This is a genomic window from Pseudonocardia sp. ICBG1293, from assembly GCF_020131355.1.
Classification (GTDB): domain Bacteria; phylum Actinomycetota; class Actinomycetes; order Mycobacteriales; family Pseudonocardiaceae; genus Pseudonocardia.
In genome coordinates, this window is the sequence record NZ_JAHLEL010000009.1 from 1 (window position 1) to 23,389 (window position 23,389).

The window sequence follows — 23,389 nt, forward strand, 5'->3', positions numbered from 1 at the left end:
AGATCGAAGCTTAGCGCACATCAACATCACAAACTGCGGCTGGAGTACTAAGCCGAACGGGTAGCGCTAGCCTGATCGTGTGGCTATGGCTCTCATCACCGGCGGCGGCTCGGGTCTCGGCGCGGCACTGGCCGACCGACTGGCCGCGCGCGGACACGACCTCCTGTTCGTCACCCGCGACCCCGACCGGGTGGCCGATCCCGCCCGGGCGCTGTCCGTCCGGTACGGCGTCCGGGCCGACGTCCTGGTCGCCGACCTCGGTACCCGGCACGGCCTGTTCCGCCTGGAGGCCTACCTCACCGGCCCCGAGGCGCCCGCCGTGGACGTCCTGGTCCACGATGCGTTGTCCGAGGCACCCGGCATCGCCTCGGTCGCGCCCGAGGAGCAGCAGGCCCGGATCGGTCTCGGCGTGACGGCGACGATGCGCCTCACCCACGCCGCCCTCCCCGGCATGCTGCGCCGCCGCGCCGGCGGGATCGTCGCCCTCGGCGGGTCCTGCGCCCCGGCCGACGGACCCGCGACCGAGTGGGCGGTCTCCTTCGTCTCCGCGCTGGCCCCGACCGTGCTGGCCGGCGGGGTGCGGGTCGTCGCCGTCCGCGCCGACGACCGGGCGTACTGGGGCGCGGCGGCGGCCGAGGCCGTCCTGGCCGACCTCGACGCCGGCGTCGTCGTCAGCGAGCCGCAGGCCGAGCCGCGCCGCCCGATGGCGGGCCGGCGTGCGGTCTCGGCCGGGGTCCGTGCCGCCCGCCGCGGCGTGGAGCTGCTCGCGGACGCGACCTGGACGCCGCCCGCACCGGTGGCCGCTCCGGTGACGGCGCCCGTCGCGCCGGCCACCGTGGTCGGCTCCGTTCCGCAGCCCTCACCCGGGGAGCTGCTGGGCGGCGCGACCGGACGGACCGCGGTCCGGCTGCCCGACCTGCCGTCGCGCCCGGGAGCGGGCCGCGCGGTCTCCGCGGCCACCGACTGCGGCCGGCACTGGGCGGCCGGGTCGACGCGGACCGCGCAGCAGCGCGCCCGTGCCGCCGCCGCGGCCCGCGACCGCTCGCGCAGCCACCAGGACTCCGCGCACACCACGGCGACGGTCACCAGCTCCTGACCGACCGCGGGAGCGGCGCGGGATGATGTCCCGGTGACGACCACCGGGACCCCGCCGCTGCCGAAGGCCGAGCTGCACCTGCACATCGAGGGCACGCTCGAACCCGAGACCGTGTTCGAGCTGGCCCGCCGGCACGACGTCGAGCTGCCGCACGCCTCGGTGGAGGACCTGCGGGCCGCCTACGACTTCGCCGACCTCCAGTCCTTCCTCGACGTCTACTACGCCAACATGGCCGTCCTGCGGACCCGCGACGACTTCGCCGAGCTCGCGTCGGCGTACCTGCGGACCTGCCCGGAGCAGGGCGTCCGGCACGTCGAGATGTTCTTCGACCCGCAGGCGCACACCGCTCGCGGCGTCCCGATCGGCGACGTCGTCGGGGGCCTCACCGACGCGATCGACCACCACGCGGGCGAGGTCTCCGCGGGCCTGATCCTGTGCTTCCTGCGCGACCGGTCGGCGGCCGAGGCCGAACAGACCCTGCGGGCGGCGGAGCCGTACCTGGACCGGATCGTCGGGGTCGGGCTCGACTCGGCCGAGGTCGGGCACCCGCCGTCGAAGTTCGTCTCCGTGTTCGACCGCGCCCGCGAGCTGGGGCTCAAGCCGGTCGCGCACGCCGGGGAGGAGGGGCCGGCCGGCTACGTCACCGAGGCGCTCGACGAGCTGGGGGTGCTGCGGGTCGACCACGGCATCCGCGCCATCGAGGACGACGCGCTGGTCGCCCGCCTGGTGCGTGAGCGCACCCCGCTGACGGTCTGCCCGCTGTCCAACGTCCGGCTGGCCTGCGTCCCCGGCATCGGGCTGCACCCGCTGCCGGAGATGCTCGCGGCCGGGCTGAACGTGTCGGTGCACTCCGACGACCCGGCCTACTTCGGCGGGTACGCCGACGCGAACTACGCCGCGGTCCGCGAGGGACTCGGCTTCACCGACGAGCAGCTCCGCACGCTGGCCACGAACTCGTTCACCTCGTCGTTCCTCGACGACGTGGCCACGGAGCGCCTGATCGGTGAGGTCGACGCCTGGGGCGCCGACCGCTAGGCCGTCGCGGCGAGCCGGACCGGGCGCAACGGATGCAGCGGGCGCCCGGCACCGGTCCGGCCCCGCTCGACGTCGAACGGCGACAGCCGGAACCGCCGGGTGCGCAGCTGGTACTCCGCGGTGTTCGCCGGCCACATGACGACGTTGACGCCCTCGTCGTTCTGGTAGTAGCTCGCGCAGCCGCCGGTCTCGTACACGGTGCGGGCCGAGCGGCGCCGGATCCGCCGGGTCCACCGCTCCTCGACGGAGGGGTTCACGTCGAGCGCGCGGATGCCCTCGGCCGCCATCCGGCACACGGCGTCGGCGACGTAGCGCGCCTGCGCCTCGGAGAACAGCAGTGTCGAGCTGGCCCCGCTGGTGGCGTTCGGGCCCTGCATGAGGAACAGGTTGGGGAAGCCGGGGTAGCTCATTCCCAGGTAGGCACGCGGGTAGGCGCCCCAGTGGTCGTGCAGCGAGCGACCGTGCGCGTCGTGGATGCGGCGCGCGATCGGTGCGGTCGCCCCCACCTCGAACCCGGTGGTCAGCACGATCGCGTCGACCTCCGCGCGGCTGCCGTCGCCGGAGACGACGGTCCGCCCCTCGACCCGGGCGAGCCCGCCGGTGTGCAGCGTCGTGTTCGGCGCGCTCACCGCGGGCAGGTAGTCGTTCGAGACCAGCGGCCGTTTGCAGGCGTAGTCGAAGTCGGGGGTCAGCCGGGCCCGCAGGCGCGGGTCGGGGGTCTGCGCCGCGAGGTGCCTGCGGCCGACGCGGGTGAGCGCCTCGCGCAGCAGCCGTGAGCGCCGGGTGGCGGCGAGCAGCTCGGCACCCACGTAGATGACGTCGAACTGCATCCGGCACAGCAGGGGGTTCGCCGCCAGGGCACGACGGGTGCGCTCGCCGACCGGACGCTCGGGCTTGGGCAGGATCCAGGCCGGGGTGCGCTGCAGGACGTGCAGCTCGGCGACGCGCGGCTGCAGCTCGGGCACCAGCTGCACCGCCGTCGCCCCCGTCCCGACGACCGCGACGCGCGAACCGGCGAGGTGTGCGTCGTGGTCCCAGCGGGCGGAGTGGAACACCGGCCCGGGGAAGTCGGCGAGACCCTCGACGTCGGGCAGCTTCGGGTCGGCGACCAGCCCGGCCGCGCTGACCAGCACGTCCGCGGTGAACTCCCCGGACGGCGTCGTGATCCGCCAGCGGGCGCCGACGGGGTCCCAGCGCGCGGAGAGCACGTCGGCGTCGAAACGGACGTGGTCGAGCAGCCCGGTCGAGCGGGCCAGCCGCCGTGCGTAGTCCTGCACCTCGTGGCCGGGCGCGTAGAGGTCGCTCCAGTCCGGGTTGGTCATGGCGCGCAGCTGGTAGAGCGGCGAGGGCGTGTCGACCCCGACGCCGGGGTAGGTGTTGTCGCGCCACACCCCGCCGACGTCGTCGGCCCGCTCCAGCAGGACGAAGTCGTGCACACCCCGCCGCAGCAGGGCCAGGCCCACGGCGAGTCCGGTGAAACCCGCCCCGACGACGGCGACCCTGGAGTGACGGGGCGACGGGCCGCTCGGCGCGTCGGAGGCGCCGGGGGAAGCGGGATCGACCGGCCGCTGGATCGGCAGCGCCTCGGACGTCATGGGCTCGACGGTAAAGGCTTCGTGATGCAGCGGCACGCGAGAGCGGCCCGTCTCACGAGGTCGCCGCACACCCCTGTCGCACGGGTCACACCCGACGCGTCGGTGACCGTCGCGCCTGCGCCGGTCGGGTGCGGACGCACTACGCTCCCCGGGTGCCCTCCGTCATGATCACGGGCGCGTCGTCGGGGATCGGGGCCGCGTTCGCCGATCGGCTCGCCGCCGACGGCCGCGACCTCGTGCTGGTGGCGCGCGACGCCGACCGTCTCCAGGCCGCCGCCCAGCGTTACCGCGACCTCGGGGTGGCGGTCGAGGTGCTGCCGGCCGACCTGTCGGAGCCGGACCAGCGGGCCCGGGTCGTGCGCCGCCTCGCCGATCCCGACGTCGCGCCGGTCGACCTGCTCGTCAACAACGCCGGGCTCGCGCTGGGCTCCTCGTTCCTGGACCTCGACGCGGCCGACCTGGCCCGCCAGCTGCAGGTCAACGTGGCCGCCGTGCTGGAGCTGACCCGGGCCGCGCTGCCCGGGATGGTGGACCGCGGCACCGGCGCGGTGCTGAACGTGGCCAGCGTGGCGGGCTTCCTGGCCGGGCGCGGGTCCACCTATCCGGCCGACAAGGCCTGGGTCATCTCCTTCACCGAGGGTGTCGCCGCGTCGCTGCAGGGCACCGGCGTGCGCGCGATGGTGCTGTGCCCCGGCTACGTGCGCACCGAGTTCCACGAGCGGGCCGGCATCGACGTCGGCGCCCGTCGCGGCCCGCTGTGGCTGGAGGCCTCGCAGGTCGTCGACGAGGCGCTCGCCGACCTCGCCCGGGGCCGGGTCGTCTCGGTGCCCTCCACGCAGTACAAGGCGATCGTGGGGGTGACCGGGGTGCTGCCCCGCGGCCTCCTGCGACGCATCACGGCGACGTTCGACAGGGATCGCACATGAGCTCCGCACACACCGACCGCTCCCGGCTCGCCGCGCTGGTCCGGGAGATCGCCGTCGTCCACGAGCGGGTCACGCTCTCCTCCGGGGCGGAGGCCGACTACTACATCGACCTGCGCCGCGTCACGCTGCACCACGAGGCGTCGCCGCTGATCGGACGGCTGCTCCGCGAGCTCACCGCGGACTGGACCTACCGGTCGGTCGGCGGGCTGACGCTGGGCGCGGACCCGGTCGCGACGGCGGTGCTGCACGCGGCGGCGGCCGAGCCGGACACCGACCCGGTGGACGCCTTCGTCGTCCGCAAGGAGACGAAGAAGCACGGCATGCAGCGGCTCATCGAGGGCCCGGACATCACCGGTCGTCCGGTGCTCGTCGTCGAGGACACCTCCACCACCGGCGGGTCGGTCCTGACCGCGGTCCGTTCGGTGCTGGAGGCCGGCGCCGACGTGGTCGGCGTGTGCACCGTCGTCGACCGCGACACCGGCGCCCGGCAGGCCGTCGAGGCCGAGGGCGTGCCCTACCGCGCGCTGCTGGGGTTGGCCGACCTGCAGCTGGGATGAGCGACCCCGGGCCCAGCGAGTGGTCGGTCCCCGGGCAGGTCGGGGTCGGCCCGTGGGCCGGCTCGTGGCCGCGGGGCGACCACTGGGACCCGGAGCTGCTGGAGCAGGGGGACCGGCGCAACGTCGTCGACCGCTACCGCTACTGGCGCCGCGAGGCGGTCGCGGCGGATCTGGAGCGCCGCGCGCACCCGTTCCACGTGGCGATCGAGAATCTCGGCCACGACCACAACATCGGCACGGTGGTCCGCACGGCGAACGCGTTCGGCGTCGCCGGTGTGCACATCGTCGGGCGGCGCCGGTGGAACCGTCGCGGCGCGATGGTCACCGACCGCTATCTGCGACTGCACCACCACGCCGACGCCGGCGGGCTGGTCGCGTTCGCGCAGGAGCACGACCTGGCCGTGGTCGCAGTGGACAACGTGCCGGGCGCGGCCCGGCTGGAGCGGACGTCGCTGCCGCGGGACTGCGTCCTCGTGTTCGGCGCCGAGGGCCCCGGCCTGTCACCGGAGCTGCGTGAGGCCGCCGACCTGGCGGTGTCGATCGCCCAGTTCGGCTCGACGCGGTCGGTCAACGCCGGTGTGGCCTCCGGGATCGTGATGCACGCGTGGATCCGGGAGCACGCGGACCTGTCCGACGCCTGGTGATCAGCACGTTTCCGCCCCGGACGGGGCGGAAACGTGCTGATCGATGCTCAGTTGCCGTGCCGGGGCGGCATGGCGGGGCGGCCGGTGGTGTGGCGGTAGGGCGGCTCCGCACCGTTCTGCGGGCCGGGACCGTGCGGCGGCACTGCGCCACCGCGCTGTGGTGCGGCCCCGCCGTGCTGCGGGGCACGACCGGACTGCGGAACGTACGGGGCCTGCCCGCCCCGGGGGTGCCCGGCCTGCGGCGCCGGGCCGTTCCCGACGGCCGGCATCTGCATGGTGGCGGCGGCCGGGTCGTCGTCGGCCGGGTGCCCGGCGACGGTGGCGGCGGCCGCACCGGTGGCGGCGCCGGCGACGCCGTCGACCGGGCCCGCGGGGCCCCCGCGCCTGGACGCGGCCCGCGCCCGGAGCACCTCGAACACGATCGGCAGCACCGAGACCAGCACGATCGCGATCAGGATGAGGTCGATGTGCTCGCGGACGAACGCGAACTGCCCCAGGAAGTAGCCCAGCACCGTCACCCCCGCCGCCCACGCGACCCCGCCGATCAGCGAGTACGTCAGGTAGCGCCGCGGGTCCATCCGCGCGACGCCCGCGCTGACGGTGATGAACGTCCGCACGATCGGCACGAAACGGCCCAGGACGATGGCCCGGTTGCCGTACTTCTCGAAGAACTCGTGGGTCTTCTCGACGTGCTGGGGGTTGAACAGCTTCGACTTCGGCTTGTCGAAGATCGCCGGGCCGGCGCGGTAGCCGATCCCGTAGCCGACGGCGTTGCCCGCGAACGCGGACACCACCAGGACCAGGCACACCAGCCACAGCGGTACGCCGATCGCGCCCTGGGCCACGAACAGGCCCGCGGTGAACAGCAGCGAGTCGCCCGGGAGGAAGAACCCGAGCAGCAGACCGCACTCCGCGAAGATGATCGCGGCGACGCCGACGAGGGCCCAGGGACCCAGGGACTCGATGATCACCGCCGGGTCGAGCCAGTCGGGACCGAGGGCGAGCGTCTGCGTCGCGGCGAGAACCGTCACGTCGAGAAACGGTACCGGCCGGGTGACGGGGACCTGCGCCGCCGTCGTCGCGACGGTGCGGTGAGCGGCTCAGCCGAGCGCGGGCAGCGCACCCGGCAGGAGCACCGACACCAGCGCGAGACCCCCGCCGAGCAGGGCGCCGAGCAGCAGCGCGATCACCGCGGCCCAGACGATCTGACCGGTCGCCGAGCGGACGGGGGCCGCCGGGGCCGGGGCCTGCGGCGGGCGGCGCTGCGGGGGCGGACCGGGGCGCGGGACGGGCGGGGGCAGCCGGCCGGGGACGCGCGGCGGCCCCGGGGGCGGACCGGCCGCGGGCCGCTGCGGCATCGGGCGCCCGCGGGCCTGGGCCTGCAGCGCCTCACCGATCCGTCGGGCGGCGTCGTCGTGGCCGGGCTGCGGCGGCTGCGGCCCGGTCATCGCAGCTCCCCCGGGCGCCGCACGGCCTCGGGCCCGGCGCGCTCGGCCATGATCCTGGCGACGGCGTCGAGCGCGCGGCTGGCGGTCGACTTCACCGTGCCGCGGCTCATCCCGGCGGCCTCGGAGATCTCGGACTCGGTCAGACCGCCGTAGTAGCGCAGGACGAGCACCTCGCGCTGGCGCGGCGGGAGCTGGCCCAGCGCGTCGACGACCGACTGGTGCTCGGCCGACAGCATGGCCAGCGACTCCGCCGAGCGGGCGTTCGCCGCGTGCGGCGGCACGTACTCGCGCGCCGTGCGCCGGCGCCGCAGGACCGAACGGGACCCGTTCACCACCGCGGCACGCAGGTAGGCGACGGCGGCCGTCTCGTCCCGCAGGCCGGTCCAGTGCCGGTGCAGACCGGTGAACGCCTCCTGGACCACGTCCTCCGCGGTGGCGGGGATGTCCACCAGCAGCATCGCCAGGCGCACCAGCCGCAGCCGGTGGTCGCGGTAGAGGTCGGCCAGCGTCAGTGGTGTCTCCGGGCCCTGCTGCGCCCCGGAACCGCCGGGTCCGTCGACCGGGTCCGCCGCGGGACCGGGGGCGAACGGATGCGGTCCGGTGCCGTCGGGCGCCGGACGGCTGTCGATGGCGCGCAACCGGCCCAGCGTCCGGTCGACGGCGTTCTCGGCGCGCTCCTCCTCCACGCGCACCACCCTAGCGACCACCCTCGACCGGGCTCACGGCATTACCCGGTGCAGCGGTCGGCGGAGCGGTCCGCGGTGAGACCAGGCCCATCCGAGACGGTGGCTCCCCATCCCCGTGGGTACGTGATACTCACCCGGAGACAAGGAGCGCTGCGCGGAGCAGCGACCGCCACGACGAGGAGGCAGCCCGTGCCCATCGCCACGCCCGAGATCTACAACCAGATGCTGGACAACGCCAAGAGCGGCGAGTTCGCCTACCCGGCGATCAACGTGACGAGCACCGAGACCCTCAACGCGGCGCTGCGCGGCTTCGCCGAGGCCGGCTCCGACGGCATCGTGCAGGTCTCGACCGGTGGCGCGGAGTTCCTGTCCGGAACCCGGGTCAAGGACATGGTCACCGGCTCGGTCGGCCTCGCCGAGTTCGCGCACGTCGTCGCGGACAAGTACCCGGTGAACATCGCCCTGCACACCGACCACTGCCCGAAGGACAAGCTCGACGGCTTCGTCCGCCCGCTGATCGCGATCAGCCAGGAGCGGGTGGGCAAGGGGCGGAACCCGCTGTTCCAGTCGCACATGTGGGACGGCTCGGCGGTCGAGCTCGAGGAGAACCTCAAGATCGCCTCCGAGCTCCTCGACGAGGCGGCCAAGGCCAAGATCATCCTCGAGGTGGAGATCGGCGTCGTCGGTGGCGAGGAGGACGGTGTCGCCAACGACATCAACGACAAGCTCTACACCGCGCCGGGCGACTACGAGCGGACCGTCGAGGTCCTCGGCTCCGGTGAGAAGGGCCGTTACCTGCTGGCCGCGACCTTCGGCAACGTGCACGGCGTCTACAAGCCAGGCAACGTGAAGCTGCGTCCGGAGATCCTCAAGCAGGGTCAGGAGGTCGCCGTGCAGAAGCTGGGGCTCGACGCCGGCAGCAAGCCGTTCGACCTGGTCTTCCACGGCGGGTCCGGCTCGCTGCTCGAGGAGATCCACGAGGCGCTGGGCTACGGCGTCGTGAAGATGAACGTCGACACCGACACCCAGTACGCCTTCACCCGGCCGATCGTGTCGCACATGTTCGCCAACTACGACGGCGTCCTGAAGATCGACGGCGAGGTCGGCAACAAGAAGGTCTACGACCCGCGGTCGTACCTGAAGAAGGCCGAGGTCGGGATGAGCGAGCGGGTCGTCGAGGCCTGCGAGTCCCTGAAGTCCGCCGGAAAGGCCCTCTGAGCCCTCCCGCACGCCCACCGGTTGGCGACGACCGGTGGGCGCGGGTCAGGATGGCGGCATGAGTCTGCACGGCAACCTGCTCGAGCCCGACGACACGCGCCTCCCGGTCGACCCCGCCGCCGCGGACCTGGCGGCGGGCAAGGACCCGTCGGAGGTGGCCGCGGGGTCGCCGTCGTCGTCGATCGCGTGGGCGGTGCTCGCCGAGCGCGCCCTCGACGCCGGGGAGACCGTCGCCGCCTACGCGTACGCCCGCACCGGCTACCACCGCGGCCTGGACCAGTTGCGCCGCAACGGCTGGAAGGGCTTCGGGCCGGTGCCGTGGTCGCACGAGCCGAACCAGGGCTTCCTCCGGTCGTGCGGGGCGCTGCTGCGCGCCGCCGCGGCGGTCGGTGAGGCACCCGAGGTGGAGCGTCTGCGCACGCTGATCGCCGACTCGGACCCGGAGGCGCTCGCCGCCCTCGGCGTGTCCTGACGCCGGTGGCCGCGTGGGACCGGGTCCGCTCACGCGGCCGGGCCGGTGCCCGGCGGGTCCGCGCCTCCTGGCTGCCGATCCTGCAGTGCTCCGTGGCCGCGGGGCTCGCGCTCTGGGTGGCCGGCGACCTGGTCGGGCACACGCGGCCGTTCTTCGCGCCGATCGCGGCGGTGCTGAGCCTGGGGATGTCGTTGAACTCCCGGCTGCGACGCACCGCCGAGCTCGTCGTCGGCGTGAGCATCGGCGTGCTCGTCGGGGACCTGCTGATCGCGCAGATCGGCAGCGGACTGTGGCAGCTGGTGCTCGTCGTCGCGCTCGCGCTGGTGATCGCGGTGTTCACCGACGGCGGGACGCTGTTCGTCAACCAGGCCGCGGTCTCCGCGGTACTGGTGACGACGCTGCTCCCGCCCACCGAGACCGGCGGGATCGACCGGTGCATCGACGCCCTGATCGGCGGTCTCGCCGGGATCCTGGTCGCCGCGGTCATCCCCGCGCACCCGGTCCGGATCTGCCGGAGGGTGGCGCGCCGGGTGCTCGACGACCTGATCACCGTGCTCACCGAGACCGCGACAGCGCTCCGGGAGGGGAACCGGGAGAGCGCGTCGCGGGCGCTGGCCCGGGCCCGTGACACCCAGACCGTCATCGACGAGCTCCGCGCCGCCGTCAGCTCCGCGGGCGAGGTCGTGGCGGTCTCGCCGATGCACCGGCCGCGCCGGGACATGCTCCGCCGTTACCGCACGCTGGCCGAGCGCGCCGACTACGCCCATCGCAACGCCCGCGTGCTCGCCCGGCGTGCGATGACCGCGATCGAGGACGGCGAACCGGTGCCGCCCGGTCTGCCGGACGCCATCACCGAGCTCGCCGTCGCCGTCGAGGCGCTGATCGGGGAGCTCGGTCAGGACGGCGACCGGGAGCGGGCCCGCGGTCCGATCCTGGAGGCGGTGCAGCACGCACCCGTCCTCGCCGACCCCGGTGCGGTCGTGCCGCCGCAGGCGGAGAACGGCCCGCACGGTGCCCCGGCGGTCTCGGCGCCGGTGCTGGTCGCGCAGGTCCGCTCGATCGCGGTCGACCTGCTGCAGGCGACCGGGATGACCCGCAGCGAGGCGTTGCGGGCACTGCGGGAGCAGCTCACCGACCCGCAGGTGGACTGAACGGGCGGAAGGTCTTCCGTCACGGGCCGGTCACGGAGCAGAATCGGGCGTCGTTCGGCGCCGGGACGTCGGTTCCCCCTGCACGGAGTTGTGGACGTCGCTCACTGATCGGGGTTCACGGTGCAGCTGTTCCTCCGCTACGTCCTCGCACCACTGGCCCGGCTCGTGTGGCGGCCCCGGGTGCACGGTGCGGACCGCATCCCGGCCACCGGGCCGGTGATCCTCGCGGCCAACCACCGGGCGGCCGTCGACACGGCGTTCATCCCGCTCGTCGCCCCGCGCCGGGTCGCGTTCCTGGGCAAGGCCGAGTACTTCACCGGCTGTGGCCTGCGCGGACGTCTGATGGCCGCGTTCCTGGGCGCGCTCGGCTACATCCCGGTCGACCGGTCCAACGCCCGCGCCGGCCTCGCCGCGCTCGCCGCGGGACGCGCGGTCCTGGAGCGCGGTGGCGCGTTCGGCATCTATCCGGAGGGCACCCGCTCGCTCGACGGCAGGCTGCACCGCGGACACACCGGCGTCGCGTCGCTGGCCCTGTCGACCGGGGCGGTCGTCGTCCCCGTCGGCCTGATCGGGACCGAGCGCGTGCAGCCGATCGGGCGGCTGTTCCCGCGTCTGGCGCGCGTCGAGATCCGCTTCGGACGGCCGCTGGAGTTCAGCCGCTACGAGGGTCTGGAGGGCGCCCCGACGATCCGGCGGGCGGTCACCGACGAGATCATGTACGCCATCGCGGACCTGTCCGAGCAGACCTATGTGGACAGCTATCACCGGCGGCCGGACGACTCGGCCGCGGCGGCCTGAGCGGTTCGGGCCCGTTCGTGAGGTCGGCGGGCTAGCCTGCGGCGGTCCTGTCCGTGTCCGGGGGAGTGTCGCCGGTGGTCCGACTCGTTCTCGCGCTGCTGTTCGTGTGTGGTGTGGTGGTGGGGTGTGGGGCTGTGGAGCCGGCGGGGCCGTTTCCGGAGCGGCCGGAGGAGATCGACGTGGCGAACGTCGACCCGTGTCGGGCGATGACGCCCGAGCTTCGTCAGCGGCTGGGTGTCGAGGGTGACGAGCCCGCAGTCGTCGAGTTGGCGGACGGCCAGAGCCGCGTGTGCTCGTGGGCCAACTACGACACCGTCGAGAGCTACACGGTGCAGACGATAAGAGCGTCCGGCGATTGATGGTTATCGGAGTCGACGGGTCGTGGGTCGGGTTGTCCAGCGGTAGCGGCTGCGGGCACGGTTGATCAGCCGGCGGATCACGGTGAGCGCGGCGGCGAGGTTGAGGTAGAACTCGACGATGATCTTCCGGCGATCGGTGAACCGGCGCAGCTTGCCGTAGCCGTTCATCCAGGAATGGGTGCGCTCGACCGGCCACCGCTTACCGACCTGGATCGGGGCGGGCCGGCCCTTGGTGGCGATCTGTGCGTCGAACCCGAGTCGTTCGAGCAGATCGCGGGTCTTGCCTGAGTCATAGCCCCGGTCCAGGTGCAGGCACGGTCGCTCGGGCAGCGGCCCGATCATGTCGTAGATCCCGATCAGGGTCGGTTTCAGCAACGGCGAGTCGTGGTCATTGGCGCGGGCGCTGATCAGGTGCAGCGGGATCCCCGCACCGTCGCAGACCACGGAGCGTTTGGTGCCCTGTTTGCCCCGGTCGACCGGGTTACAGCCGGCGACCTCGCCACCGCAGGGAGCCTTGGTGATCGCTCCGTCGGCAGACAGATCGTCGAGGTCGAGACCGATCATCTAGTCATAGCCGGCCAGCGCGGCCCGAAGGACCTGCTCCCCGACGCCAGCGGCGGCCCACTGGGCGAGACGGCGGCGGATCGTGCGGTCCGAGCAGCCGGGGGTGGCAATGCGTTCGTAGCCGCTGCCGTGCACCAACGCCGCGAGCACGTGCTCGAACACCAGGCGGTCGGGGATACGGCGGCGGTGACATCCCCACGGATGGGCCGGGTCGAACTCCGGGCGCCGCTCTGCCTCGATCAGGGCAGCGAACTCGACCCAGAGGGGGTCGATCAGCGATTCTGGCAATAGAGGCACGGACCCTCCAGGCGACCATCAGGACATCAGCAATCCCATGATCACTTGCAGGTCCGTGTCTCTACCAACACCGACACACGGCCACCTCTACTGCCGGACGCTCTAAGAGGTCGTTTCAGAACGACTTGTCGAGTTTCCATTGACCCCTCGACGACAGATCAAACGGCAGGTCAGATAGCCGCTTGTCGTCTACAACAGACACGTCGACCTCGTTCTGAAATGACCTCTAAGACGTCGTTTCAGAAGTGGTGGGCCCGGTTCTGCCGGTGACGGCGGGGCTGGCAGCATCGGCTGATGGTCGCGCCTCGTGTGTCTGAGAAGACGAAGATTTTCGAGTTGGAGATCGTCCTGACCGAGGTGGTGCCGGCGGTCCGGCGTCGGGTGCAGGTGCCGGGCGAGGTCGACTTGGCGGTGTTGCACGAGGTGGTGCAGTCAGTGATGGGCTGGACGAACTCTCATCTGCACGAGTTCGAGATCGTCGGGCGCCGCTACGGGATCCCAGACCCGGACTGGCCCGGACAGGATGTCGCCGACGAGACGAAAGAGAAGCTGTTTCGGCTGGTCAAGGCTGGTGACCGGTTCGGTTACGTCTACGACTTCGGTGACAACTGGGCCCACGAGATCACCGTCGAGGCGGTCGCGGCCGTCGAGCCGGGAGTGTGCTATCCGCGATGCGTCGCCGGGCAGGGGGCGTGCCCGCCCGAGGACGTCGGCGGGATCGGGGGTATGAGGACTTCCAGGCCGTGCTCGCCGACCCTGACCATCCCGACCGCGCCGAGCGCCTGGAGTGGGCGGGCGGGCCGTTCGACCCGCACCGCTTCGACCCTGACGAGGCCGACCGGGCCTTGGAGTGGCTGGCCTGGCGGCCGCTGGCCCCGACCTCGTAGGCGAGTGCCTCAGCGAGGGCTGGGTCGACCATCACTTCGGCTTCGGCTTCGGCTTGGTGAGGCGGCGGTGGCAGATCAGGGCGCAGGCCAGCGATAACAGCGCGGTGATCGTGGATTCGGCGCGGTCGTAGCGCAGCGCGAGGCGGCGGAAGTCCAGCAGCCAGGACATGGTGCGCTCGACGACCCAGCGGACCCGCCCGAGCCGGGTGGAGTCCTCGATCCCGCGCCGGGCGATCCGCACCCCGATCCCACGCCCACTCAGGTAGCGGCGGCAGCGGGGATAGTCGTAGCCCTTGTCGGCGTGCACCTTGTCCGGCCGACGTCGCGGACGCCCCGGCTGTCCCGCCCGTTCGCGGACGCCGGGGTTGGTGTCCAGCAGCGGGGCGAGCATCCGACTGTCGTGGGTGTTCGCCCCGGTGACCAGCGCATGCAGCGGGAGCCCGCCTCGGTCGCAGAGCACGTGGTACTTGCTGCCCGCCTTCCCGCGATCGGTCGGCGAGGGCCCGGTGGCCTCGCCGCGGCGCTTGGCCCGCACGCTCACGCTGTCCACCGCCGCCCGCGACCAGTCCAGCAGGCCCTGCTGGGCGAGGCGGTCGAGCATCACCCGGTGCAGCTGGGCCCAGACCCCGGCCTGCTGCCACTGCCGTAGCCGCCGCCAGCAGGTCACTCCGGACCCACAGCCGAGCTCGGCGGGCAGCGCGTTCCAGCTGATCCCGGTCTTGAGCACGAACACGATCCCGGCCAGAGCGGCCCGATCCGGCACCCGCGGACGGCCTGTCCGTCCCCGCTTGTGCTTGCGCGGCTTGGGCAGCAGCGGCTCCACCAGCGCCCACAGCTCGTCGCTCACCAATCGCTCGACACAAGATCGCCGCGCCACGACCGGACATGATCAGCTACCAGCGCCGATCCACACAGGACCGACACGCCGACTTCTGAAACGACCTCTAAGAGGTCGTTTCAGAACGACTTGTCGAGTTTCCATTGACCCCTCGACGACAGATCAAACGGCAGGTCAGATAGCCGCTTGTCGTCTACAACAGACACGTCGACCTCGTTCTGAAATGACCTCTAAGCACCCCGGCCACCCAGCTTGCGACCGCGCGCGGCGCAATGCTCACCACAGTCGATGGCTTCGGCGCCGTCCGGGTCGTCGACAGCGAGGACACCGCACCGTTGTGTGAGCTGTATCTGGATGCTGCCCCGTCTGGGAGCGTTCGAGTTCAGGTCCGTGATTCCGGGTACGACGAGCGGAACCGTGGATCGATCGATGACGTATTGAGCTTGGCCCCGTAGTCCGGACACCGACGGTGTGGGGTCAGTGGGTGTGGTTGGGCGGGGTGTGGGCTGCTTCGAAGTCGTTCGGGGAGAGCATCCCAATACTGGAATGGCGCCGTAACGGATTGTACCAGCATTCTATCCATTCGAAGATGGCGGCGGCAAGCTCTGCGCGGGTTTTCCAGGTTCTGGAATCGAGCAGTTCGAGTTGCATGGTACCCCAGAATGATTCGACCAGAGAGTTATCGTAGCAATCTCCGATCGAGCCCATCGATGGGACGATTCCAGCGGCGACCAGACGTCGACCGAATGCCCATGATGTGAATTGGGTGCCGTGGTTGGAATGTAGGATCGTGGCGTGGTATTGCGGGCGTCGGCGGAGTATGGCCATGCCGAGGGCGTCGATGACGAGTTCGGTGCGCATGTTGTCGGCGATGGACCATCCGACTGCTTTCCGGGAGAATACATCGATGACTGCCGCGCAGTAGACTTTCCCTTCTCGGGTGGGGTGTTCGGTGATGTCGGTGCACCAGATCTCATCCGGTCCGTCGACGGTGAAGTCGCGGTCGACCAGGTCGGTGTAGGGGTCGGCGTGCTGGTCCCGGACGGTGCAGCCGTGGTTGCGTCGCCGGTAGAGGCCCTGGATCCCGGCCTGGCGCATCAGCCGAGCGACGCGTTTGTGGTTCACCGTGATACCGAGTCCGAGGGTGAGCTCGGCGTGCACACGTGGCCATCCGTAGGTGCCCCGGGACTCTGCGTGGATTTTCTCGATGTGTTTGAGGAGCAGTTCGTTCTCCTGCGTCCGTAGCGATGTCGCCCCGGAGTGCCATTCGTAGTAGCCCTGGCGGCGGACGCCAAGGACCCGGCAGGTCACCGCGACGTCGAATCCATCGTCGGCGAGTTCACGGACCAGCGGGAAAACTACTTTGGGAGGATGTTCTCCCGGGCGAAGTACGCGGCAGCACGCTTGAGGATCTCGTTCTCGATCTCGAGCCGGCGGGCCTTCTTTCGGAGTTCGACGATCTCACTTTTCTCCGCGCTCGACAGACGTGTGGAGCGCGGGTCACCGTCGTCTGCGTCGGCCTGGGAGACCCAGTTCCGCAGACACGACTCCGACAACGACAGGTCCTTGGCGATTTCCGAGATCGGCTTGACCTTCGAACGGGCCAGGTCGATAGCGCGTTGCCGGAACTCCGGCGGGTGAGGAGCGGGCACGAACGACATCCTTCCCGGCGGACGGCGTCCGCCTCAGGACAGGTGTCCGGTACCAGGGGCCAAGCTCATATGCCGCCTGACCGAGACTCTGGCGAAGAGCTATTTGGCGGTCGCTCGTTCGAGCTGAGTGCTTCGAGGTCTGATTCGCGACTGTGAACACCTTCATGCGACCGGACCTGCGCGGCAGCCTCCTCGACCTATCCTCCGCCGCATGGAGACGTCCGCACACGAACCGCGCGGCTCGATCAGCGACGCGCTCATGCTCCAGATCGACGTGGACAATGTCATGAACGTCTACGCGCGGATGGACGAGCAGGCTCGCGCTCTTCACAAGAGCCGCTTTACGGCGGACAGCCTCCGGAGGATTCCGCCGTGCGGGGACGATCCTGTCTCGCTCGACGCCGCATCTGTCTTCCAGCCGAAGATCGACTTCATCACGCAAGTACATCTGGACTACTTGCTCGAGGTGGTAGCCGCGCGTGACCGGTTGAAAGAGGCGGCGCAGGAGTACGGACTGATGGAGGACGAGAGCACCACGAACCTGAAATCCGCCTCTCCGTCCTACGGCGGACCCTTGGCCGAGCGTTAGGACGGCCAGTCGTGCCTCTCCCCCGCTGCTACTACTACGAAGCCTTCGACATCGCGACCAAGTCGGCCTGGATCCTCGGCAAACCGGGCGCCGCCGCGACCCAGCAGACATCGGACAGCCTGCGCTCCCTCGTCGAGGACATGGCGAGTACCAAACAGACCCTCGACCGCGGCATGGCCGATCTCGGCATCTCGTGGCAGGGTCCCGCGGCCCGGGCGGCCCAGGAATCCCTGGACCGCACCGCGACCGGCGTCGACGGCACCGCCTCGGTCGCCAGCAACGGCGCCGACCGGATGCTCGACCACGGCAGTGCGTTCGAGCGGATGCGCGGGCAGGTCCGGTTCATGGACCCGGCCGAGTTCTCCTGGATCCAGCGCGCGGGCGACAACATCAGCGAGGCCTGGCAGACCCTGCAGGGCCGGGGTGCCGATCACGTCACCATCGCCGAGCACAACCAGATCAACGACGAGGTCGCCAACCGCGCGCTCCGGCAGTACGAGTCCGAGACGTCCGCGATCGACGACCGTTTCACCACCGAGGCCGCCGCCGCACCTCCGCCGGCGGCGGCCGCGGGTGCCCCGGCGGGCGCGACGTCCCCGGGAGCGGGGAGCGGGCAGGGCGGGGCGCAGGGACCGGGTCCCGGATTCGTCGGCGCTCCGGGCGGCGGTGGTCCCGCCCCGTCACCGGGGCCGCCGGGGTCGGGCGTCTCGCCGGTTGGCGGATCGGCTCCCGGGGCGGTGCCGGCCTTCCCCGGCCCGTCCGGCGCGGGCAGCGGCGCCGGTGGCGCGACCGGTGGCGGCGGCGGTGCGGGGGCAGGAGCCGGTACCGGAGGTGGCGGAGCGGGGAGCGGTGCCGGACGTGGCGGTGCCGGAGGGGTCGGGGAGCGGCCCGCCGTCGGTCTCCCGGCCGGGCCGACGTCGCCGTCCGGCACCGGCCGTGGCGCCGGGGCAGGGGGCCCCGGGGACTCGGGGTCCCGCCGCCCGCCGGGGCCGGAACGTATGCCGGGAGCGGCGTCGCAGCCGCTGCCGGACGTCACCCGCGCCCGCGAGGACCTCGCCCGCCGGTTCGGTGACCGGGCCCAGCGCCACCAGCTGTTCGGCCCCGGCCCGGGGACCCGGCCGGGCATCGGCGGCGGTCCCCAGGGCCTCGGGAGCGGTGCGGGCCTCGGGAGCGGTGCGGGCCTCGGGAGCGGTGCGGGCCGCGGCTACCGGTCCTCGTTCGGCGAGCTCCCCGGCTCCGCCCGCCTGCCGGGTGGCGCGACCGAACCGCACGCGCCGGGTGCCCGTGGCGGTGGCGGTGGTGGTGGCGGGACCGCATGGGGCACCGAGCCCCGCACGTCCACGCCGCGTCCCGCGGGGGGCGAGCCGTGGGGCGCCCGGCCTGCGGAGGGCCGCGGCGTCCCCGGCGGCTACGGCCCGATGGCCGGCGGCGTCCCGGGCGGCCGCGGTGAGGGCCAGGACCACCGCAACCGCTACGTCGTCCCCACCGACGAGGTGTTCGACGTCGGGGTCACCGCGACCGACGCGGTCCTCGCGCCCGAGGAGCCCGGCCGCTGATCAGGCCGGCAGTACCGGCCGCCACGGTTCGGTGTGCCGGTACCAGGCCCACCGCTTGATCTCCCGCGGGTGCGCGACACCGTCGCGCACGGGGGTGGCGCCCGTCGTACCGATCTGGATCGCCCGTCCGGTCGCGCCGGTCACGCCGCGCCCGGCCCGGACGTGCACGCCGTCGGGCCCCGCGTCCACGACGAGTGCGGGCACCCGGCCGTGCAGCACCCGCGTCGCGTCGCAGTAGGCCTCGCCGTACAGGTCGGGGATCTCACCGCGGCCGGCGAGCACCCCGCCGTTGTCGTCGCGCACCAGCGGCATCTCGCGCGCGGTGCCGGTCCGGGCGAGGGCGACGGCGTCGTCGAACCGGGTCGGCAGGCCCCAGTTCGCGGCGGCCCGCGACCGGCGCGACACCGGCAGGTAGGCGACCTCGGTCGCCAGCGCGTCCCGCCGGAGCAGCCGCAGGACCACGGCGGCCAGGTCGGCGTCGTCGCCGTGGACGATCAGCCGCGGGACGGGGAGCAGGCCGTCGATCTCGGTCTTGCCGGGACGCGGACCCACGGTGACCGAACGCACCGCGGGATCGGACACCAGCGACGACGGTGGGCGTTCCCGGCGCGCGCCGGGCCGGATACCGTGGAAGGGAAGACGGTGACGCCGCTGCGGCAGGCAGTCGAGGAGCACCGCTTCGGGATCGGTCGGGACCACTGATCGAGTACCCTCCTCGCCGCGGAAACCGGAAATCACGCCCGGGTCCGCGACCGTGACGAGCGTGTGTGAACTGGAGTCTCTTACATGCCCGCAATCGTGTTGATCGGCGCCCAGTGGGGCGACGAGGGCAAGGGCAAGGCGACCGACCTGCTGGGCGGGCAGTTCGGCTGGGTCGTCCGCTACCAGGGCGGCAACAACGCCGGGCACACCGTCGTCACGCCGGACGGCCGCGACTTCGCGCTGAAGCTCATCCCGTCCGGGATCCTGTCCCCGGGCGTGAAGAACGTCATCGGCAACGGGGTCGTCGTGAACCCCGAGGCGCTGATCGAGGAGAAGGCCGGTCTGGAGCGCCGCGGCGTCGACACGTCCGGCCTGCTGATCTCGGCCGACTCGCACCTGATCATGCCGTACCACGTGGCGATCGACCGGGTCACCGAGCGCTACCTCGGCAAGGCCAAGATCGGCACGACCGGTCGCGGCATCGGCCCCGCCTACCAGGACAAGGTCGCCCGGGTCGGCGTCCGCGCCGCGGACCTGCTCGACGAGAAGATCCTGCACCAGAAGGTGGAGGCCGCCCTCGAGCTGGAGAACCAGATCCTGGTCAAGGTCTACAACCGGCGGGCGCTGGACTTCCACGAGGTCGTCGACACCGTCCTGGAGCAGTCGAAGGAGTTCGCCGACAAGATCGTGGACACCCGGCTGCTGCTGAACGAGGCCCTGGAGCGCGGCGAGACGCTGCTGCTGGAGGGGTCGCAGGGCACCCTGCTCGACGTCGACCACGGCACCTACCCCTTCGTGACCAGCTCGAACCCGACCGCGGGCGGCGCATCGGTCGGCTCCGGCATCGGCCCGAACAAGATCACCCGGGTGATCGGGATCCTGAAGGCGTACACCACCCGCGTCGGCTCCGGTCCCTTCCCGACCGAGCTGCACGACGAGATGGGCGAGTTCCTCCGCAAGACCGGCGGCGAGGTCGGCGTGAACACCGGCCGCGCGCGCCGCTGCGGCTGGTTCGACGCCGTCATCGGCCGCTACGCGGTCCGCGTCAACGGGATCACCGACCTGTTCCTGACCAAGCTGGACGTGCTGTCCGGGCTGGAGTCGGTGCCGATCTGCGTCGGCTACGAGGTCGACGGCCACCGCGTCGACGAGATGCCGATGACCCAGACCGGCTTCCACCACGCCGTCCCGGTGTACGAGGAGATGCCGGGCTGGGTCGAGGACCTGTCCGGCGCCCGCACCTGGGAGGACCTGCCGGCCGCGGCGCAGGCCTACGTGGCACGGATCGAGGAGCTCACCGGTGCGCCGGTGTCCGCGATCGGCGTCGGCCCCGGCCGGGACCAGACGATCACCCGCTGAGCCGGCACCCCAGCAGCCCGAGCGCGTCGCGGTCCGGGCCGCCGGGCGGCGCGGTCAGCACGAGCAGGGTCCGGTCGGGCGACCGGCCGACGTCGAGCACCTGGTGGTCGAGGGTCACCTCGCCGACCAGCGGGTGGTGCAGCGTGTGCCGTTCCCGGTCGCACGGGCGCGCCCGGTGGTCGGCCCACAGCCGGGCGAACTCGTCGCTGCGCACGGACAGGTCGCCGACCAGCGCGGACAGCCGGGCATCGTCGGGGTGGCGACCGGCGGCCAGCCGCAGCGCCGCGACGAGGGCCCTGGCGCGGGCGACGGGGTCGGCGTAGAGGGCGCGTACGTGCGGGTCCAGCACCGCCATCGCCACCAGGCTCGGACGGTGTCGCGGACGGCCGGGGGCGAGCGGGTCGAGGTGCGGCGCGAGCAGCGTGTGCCCGAGCGGGTTCCAGGCCAGCACGTCCGCGGACCGGCCGAGGACGAGCGCGGGCACGTCCGGCATCGCGGCCAGCAGGTCGGTGGTGCGGGAGTCGACGCGCTCGGGCGGCCCGCTGCGCAGCGGGACCGGGCGGGCCGCCGTCGCCGCGATCCGGTGCAGGTGCGCGCGCTCGCCCTCGTCGAGGTCGAGCACCCGGGCCAGCGCGTCCAGCACCGCCGGGGACGCGCCACGGGAGTGCCCCTGCTCCAGCCGCGTGTAGTACGACGGGCTCACCCCGGCCAGCCCGGCCAGCTCCTCCCGGCGCAGCCCCGGGACACGTCGCGCACCGGTCACCGGTAGCCCGAGCGCGTCGGGGTCGAGCCGGGCCCGGCGGGCGGCGAGGAACTCCCCGAGAGCGGTCACGCCGTCCATTGTGCGCGGGCCGGGGCCGCGAGCCACCTCCTGCGCGGGATACCCCGCAGCGGGGACTCCCCGATCGCAGCGGCGGCGCCGACGATCGGCCCGTGCCCCTCCACCAGTGCGGACCGGTGACGGTCGAGCGGATCACCGAGCTCGACGACTGGCCCTTCGACGTGCGGGACCTGTTCCCCGGCCACCCCGGCGACGGCCGGATCTCCCTGACGATCGCGACCCACCTGATCCGCACGCCGGACCTGACGGTGCTGGTCGACGCCGGCAACGGCGACGGCCGCGACCGGCCCGGGATGCCCGCCCACCACATGCTCGACGCCGGCTGGGCGGTCCGGCTCGCGGAGCGGGTCGTGCCGGACGACGTCGACGTCGTCGTCTGCGCGCACCTGCACCCGGACCACTGCGGCGGGCTCACCACCGGCGACGGCCGCCCCGCGTTCCCCGCGGCCCGCCACCTCGTGTCGCGCGCCGACCTCGATGCACTGCGTGCGGTGCACCGCCACGGGGAGCCGGCAGGCCTCGCCCGGACCTGGGAGGACAGCGTGGCGCCGGTCCTGGCGGCCGGTCTGGTCCACCCGGTCGACGCCAGGGAGGACGGGGTCGACCTCGGTCACGGGGTGCGGCTGCGGTCCGCCCCCGGGCACACCCCCGGCCATCTCGTCGTCGAGATCGGGCCGCCCGGTGGACCGGAGGTGGTGATCGGGGGCGACGTCCTGCACCACCCGCTGCAGTTCGCCGACCTCGACCTCGCGCAGGCGGGCGACGCCGACCCGGCCCGTGCCGCCCGGACCCGCCGCGACCTGTGCGAGCGCCTCGCCCGCTCCGGCGGGCTGTTGCTGCCGTCGCACTTCGCCCCCGGACGTGTCCGGCAGGCCGGCGACGGCTTCGCCTACACGCCGTCGCGCTGACGCCGTCGCTCGTCGCGGACCGGGGTGACCGGTACCGCGATCAGCGGTGCGATCGCGGCGATGGCGAATGCCGCCGCGTAGCCGGTCGTGCCGACCAGCAGCCCCAGCGCCGCCGGGACGACCGAGGCGACCGCGTTCTGCCCGGTGTTCTGCACCCCCAGCGCCCGCCCGGACCAGGCCGGGCCGGCGATCTCGGCGGTACTGGTGAACGCCAGGCCGTTCGGGGCGACGGTGACGACCGCCCCGACGGCGAGCATCGCCACGGCCAGCCATCCCGCGACGGCGTCACCGAGGGCGAAGAGCAGCAGCACGGCGGTCGCGGCCACCGCGACCTGGCGCATCGGGCGCAGCCGCGAGCCGACCCGGTCCGACCAGACCCCGGTCGCGATGCGCCCGGCCGCCCCGGCGATCTGGCCGCACGCGACGAAGGCGCCCGCCGCGGCCACGTGCCAGCCCTGTTCGCGGACCAGGTACTCGGTACCGAACGCGGACACGGCGAACTGGGAGACGACCAGCAGCGCGCTGGCCCCGTGCACCCGCCACAGCACCGGTGTCCGGTACGGGGAACGCTCCGGCTCCGCACCGGCGGGCCGGGACGGCCGGGGCGGGTCCGGGGCCAGCGTCAGCACCAGTACCGCCGCGACCAGGCACAGCGCCGCGGGCAGCGCCAGCGCCCGGAACGGTTCGACGGCCGCCGCGAGCGTCGGCAGGGTCAGCCCGGCCACCGCGACGCCCAGCGGCTGCGAGGTCTGCCGGATCCCCATCGCGGTGCCGCGCTCGTGTGCGGCGAACCACCCCATCACCATCCGCCCGCTCGCGGCGAACACCGACGCCGCGCCCGCGCCGCCCAGTCCGAGCAGCACCAGCAGCAGCGGCCCGGGCCCGACCGGCAGCAGCGCCGCGCCCGCGACGGCCGCCGCGCACAGGGCGAGTCCGGCCGTCATCACCCCGCGTTCGCCGGACCGGTCGGCGGCGGCGCCCCACAGCACGAGCGTGCACAGCAGCCCGACCGTCGGAGCGCCGACGTACGCGCCGACCTGGGCCAGCGACAGCCCCTCGGTGTCGCGCAGCAGCGGCACCACGAACGGGAGCCCGTAGACGAACGAGCAGGCCGCGGTCTGGGCGAACACCCCGACGGCCAGCACCAGCCAGCGACGGCGGGTGCGGGTGACGTCGACGGAGGTCATGAACCTAAGCATCTGTCCCACGAT

General features: G+C 72.9%; 23 protein-coding genes and 3 pseudogenes. 15 read left to right on the forward strand and 11 right to left on the reverse strand.

Annotation, left to right across the window (positions count from 1 at the left end):
* Positions 1-85 precede the first annotated feature (85 nt).
* Together KPF47_RS06385 and KPF47_RS06390 are read left to right on the forward strand one after the other, a co-directional pair.
* Positions 86-1,096 carry an SDR family NAD(P)-dependent oxidoreductase gene (locus KPF47_RS06385; protein WP_224387603.1) on the forward strand — a complete coding sequence of 337 codons (1,011 nt, stop codon included), beginning with the start codon at positions 86-88 and terminating at the stop codon, positions 1,094-1,096.
* 33 nt (positions 1,097-1,129) lie between these two features.
* The gene (locus KPF47_RS06390) at positions 1,130-2,131 is read left to right on the forward strand and encodes an adenosine deaminase (protein WP_224387604.1); all 1,002 of its coding nucleotides are present in this window, start codon (positions 1,130-1,132) and stop codon (positions 2,129-2,131) included.
* Here KPF47_RS06390 and KPF47_RS06395 read toward each other — a convergent pair.
* Positions 2,128-3,726, reverse strand: a complete 1,599-nt coding sequence (locus KPF47_RS06395) for an NAD(P)/FAD-dependent oxidoreductase (protein WP_224387605.1) — start codon at positions 3,724-3,726, stop codon at positions 2,128-2,130. The two genes, KPF47_RS06390 and KPF47_RS06395, sit on opposite strands and share 4 nt — an antisense overlap.
* Before the next feature lie 152 nt (positions 3,727-3,878).
* Here KPF47_RS06395 and KPF47_RS06400 point away from each other — a divergent pair, with 152 nt between their 5' ends.
* From KPF47_RS06400 to KPF47_RS06410, 3 genes are read left to right on the forward strand one after another with little or no spacing between them, the layout of a single operon-like run.
* Entirely contained in the window at positions 3,879-4,652 is a 774-nt protein-coding gene (locus KPF47_RS06400) for an SDR family oxidoreductase (protein ID WP_224387606.1), read from the forward strand.
* A complete protein-coding gene (gene pyrE / locus KPF47_RS06405; RefSeq protein WP_224387607.1) occupies positions 4,649-5,209 on the forward strand; it encodes an orotate phosphoribosyltransferase in 561 nt (186 codons plus the stop codon). Before KPF47_RS06400 ends, pyrE begins: the two co-directional genes overlap by 4 nt.
* Positions 5,206-5,853: an RNA methyltransferase gene (locus tag KPF47_RS06410; protein ID WP_224387608.1), complete on the forward strand. Its 648-nt coding sequence runs from the start codon at positions 5,206-5,208 to the stop codon at positions 5,851-5,853. The genes pyrE and KPF47_RS06410 overlap by 4 nt, the downstream gene beginning before the upstream one ends.
* A gap of 380 nt (positions 5,854-6,233) precedes the next feature.
* Here the strand turns inward: KPF47_RS06410 and KPF47_RS39915 are convergent.
* The 3 genes and pseudogenes from KPF47_RS39915 to KPF47_RS06425 all read right to left on the reverse strand — a co-directional run.
* Positions 6,234-6,884, reverse strand: a pseudogene (locus KPF47_RS39915) (DedA family protein); the annotation flags it as partial.
* A 69-nt stretch (positions 6,885-6,953) separates the two neighbouring features.
* On the reverse strand, positions 6,954-7,301 hold the full coding sequence (locus KPF47_RS06420) for a hypothetical protein (protein WP_224387609.1): 348 nt from the start codon (positions 7,299-7,301) through the stop codon (positions 6,954-6,956).
* Positions 7,298-7,987 carry an RNA polymerase sigma factor gene (locus tag KPF47_RS06425; RefSeq protein WP_224387610.1) on the reverse strand — a complete coding sequence of 230 codons (690 nt, stop codon included), beginning with the start codon at positions 7,985-7,987 and terminating at the stop codon, positions 7,298-7,300. Before KPF47_RS06425 ends, KPF47_RS06420 begins: the two co-directional genes overlap by 4 nt.
* A 189-nt stretch (positions 7,988-8,176) precedes the next feature.
* Between KPF47_RS06425 and fbaA the strand changes: the two genes are divergently transcribed.
* From fbaA to KPF47_RS06450, 5 genes are all read left to right on the forward strand, one after another.
* Positions 8,177-9,205 (forward strand): class II fructose-bisphosphate aldolase, encoded by a 1,029-nt coding sequence (fbaA, locus tag KPF47_RS06430; protein ID WP_224387611.1) that lies wholly within the window; start codon positions 8,177-8,179, stop codon positions 9,203-9,205.
* A 58-nt stretch (positions 9,206-9,263) separates the two neighbouring features.
* Complete coding sequence (locus KPF47_RS06435; protein ID WP_224387612.1) at positions 9,264-9,677, forward strand: DUF3151 domain-containing protein; 414 nt, start codon at positions 9,264-9,266, stop codon at positions 9,675-9,677.
* A 5-nt stretch (positions 9,678-9,682) separates the two neighbouring features.
* Positions 9,683-10,828: an aromatic acid exporter family protein gene (locus KPF47_RS06440; protein WP_224387613.1), complete on the forward strand. Its 1,146-nt coding sequence runs from the start codon at positions 9,683-9,685 to the stop codon at positions 10,826-10,828.
* Positions 10,829-10,948: 120 nt separating this feature from the next.
* Positions 10,949-11,626 (forward strand): 1-acyl-sn-glycerol-3-phosphate acyltransferase, encoded by a 678-nt coding sequence (locus KPF47_RS06445; protein WP_224387614.1) that lies wholly within the window; start codon positions 10,949-10,951, stop codon positions 11,624-11,626.
* A 74-nt stretch (positions 11,627-11,700) separates the two neighbouring features.
* Entirely contained in the window at positions 11,701-11,985 is a 285-nt protein-coding gene (locus KPF47_RS06450) for a DUF3558 domain-containing protein (protein WP_224387615.1), read from the forward strand.
* 3 nt (positions 11,986-11,988) lie between these two features.
* Here KPF47_RS06450 and KPF47_RS06455 read toward each other — a convergent pair.
* Positions 11,989-12,846: pseudogene (locus KPF47_RS06455) on the reverse strand (IS5 family transposase).
* Between the two features lie 294 nt (positions 12,847-13,140).
* On the opposite strand from KPF47_RS06455, the pseudogene KPF47_RS06460 reads away from it, so the two are divergent.
* Positions 13,141-13,733 (forward strand): annotated as a pseudogene (locus KPF47_RS06460) (plasmid pRiA4b ORF-3 family protein).
* Positions 13,734-13,764: 31 nt separating this feature from the next.
* Here KPF47_RS06460 and KPF47_RS06465 read toward each other — a convergent pair.
* The 3 genes from KPF47_RS06465 to KPF47_RS06475 all read right to left on the reverse strand — a co-directional run bounded on the left by KPF47_RS06465 (position 13,765) and on the right by KPF47_RS06475 (position 16,223).
* Positions 13,765-14,610: an IS5 family transposase gene (locus KPF47_RS06465; protein WP_224386179.1), complete on the reverse strand. Its 846-nt coding sequence runs from the start codon at positions 14,608-14,610 to the stop codon at positions 13,765-13,767.
* Positions 14,611-15,048: 438 nt separating this feature from the next.
* Positions 15,049-15,882 carry an IS3 family transposase gene (locus tag KPF47_RS06470; protein ID WP_308015338.1) on the reverse strand — a complete coding sequence of 278 codons (834 nt, stop codon included), beginning with the start codon at positions 15,880-15,882 and terminating at the stop codon, positions 15,049-15,051.
* 47 nt (positions 15,883-15,929) lie between these two features.
* Positions 15,930-16,223, reverse strand: coding sequence for a transposase (locus KPF47_RS06475; protein WP_224387616.1), 294 nt, complete (start codon positions 16,221-16,223; stop codon positions 15,930-15,932).
* 211 nt (positions 16,224-16,434) lie between these two features.
* Here KPF47_RS06475 and KPF47_RS06480 point away from each other — a divergent pair, with 211 nt between their 5' ends.
* Positions 16,435-16,812: a hypothetical protein gene (locus KPF47_RS06480; RefSeq protein ID WP_224387617.1), complete on the forward strand. Its 378-nt coding sequence runs from the start codon at positions 16,435-16,437 to the stop codon at positions 16,810-16,812.
* A gap of 11 nt (positions 16,813-16,823) precedes the next feature.
* Positions 16,824-18,368 (forward strand): hypothetical protein, encoded by a 1,545-nt coding sequence (locus tag KPF47_RS39670; protein ID WP_305080408.1) that lies wholly within the window; start codon positions 16,824-16,826, stop codon positions 18,366-18,368.
* Here the strand turns inward: KPF47_RS39670 and KPF47_RS06495 are convergent, their stop codons facing one another.
* Positions 18,369-18,950 (reverse strand): hypothetical protein, encoded by a 582-nt coding sequence (locus tag KPF47_RS06495; RefSeq protein WP_224387620.1) that lies wholly within the window; start codon positions 18,948-18,950, stop codon positions 18,369-18,371.
* A gap of 204 nt (positions 18,951-19,154) precedes the next feature.
* Between KPF47_RS06495 and KPF47_RS06500 the strand changes: the two genes are divergently transcribed.
* Positions 19,155-20,429 carry an adenylosuccinate synthase gene (locus KPF47_RS06500; protein WP_224387621.1) on the forward strand — a complete coding sequence of 425 codons (1,275 nt, stop codon included), beginning with the start codon at positions 19,155-19,157 and terminating at the stop codon, positions 20,427-20,429.
* On the opposite strand, the gene KPF47_RS06505 is transcribed toward KPF47_RS06500, so the two are convergent.
* Positions 20,419-21,270, reverse strand: coding sequence for a helix-turn-helix domain-containing protein (locus KPF47_RS06505; RefSeq protein WP_224387622.1), 852 nt, complete (start codon positions 21,268-21,270; stop codon positions 20,419-20,421). The two genes, KPF47_RS06500 and KPF47_RS06505, sit on opposite strands and share 11 nt — an antisense overlap.
* 92 nt (positions 21,271-21,362) lie before the next feature.
* Between KPF47_RS06505 and KPF47_RS06510 the strand changes: the two genes are divergently transcribed.
* Entirely contained in the window at positions 21,363-22,178 is an 816-nt protein-coding gene (locus KPF47_RS06510; RefSeq protein WP_224387623.1) for an MBL fold metallo-hydrolase, read from the forward strand.
* On the opposite strand, the gene KPF47_RS06515 is transcribed toward KPF47_RS06510, so the two are convergent.
* Positions 22,160-23,365: an MFS transporter gene (locus tag KPF47_RS06515; protein ID WP_224387624.1), complete on the reverse strand. Its 1,206-nt coding sequence runs from the start codon at positions 23,363-23,365 to the stop codon at positions 22,160-22,162. The genes KPF47_RS06510 and KPF47_RS06515 overlap by 19 nt on opposite strands.
* Positions 23,366-23,389: the final 24 nt, after the last annotated feature.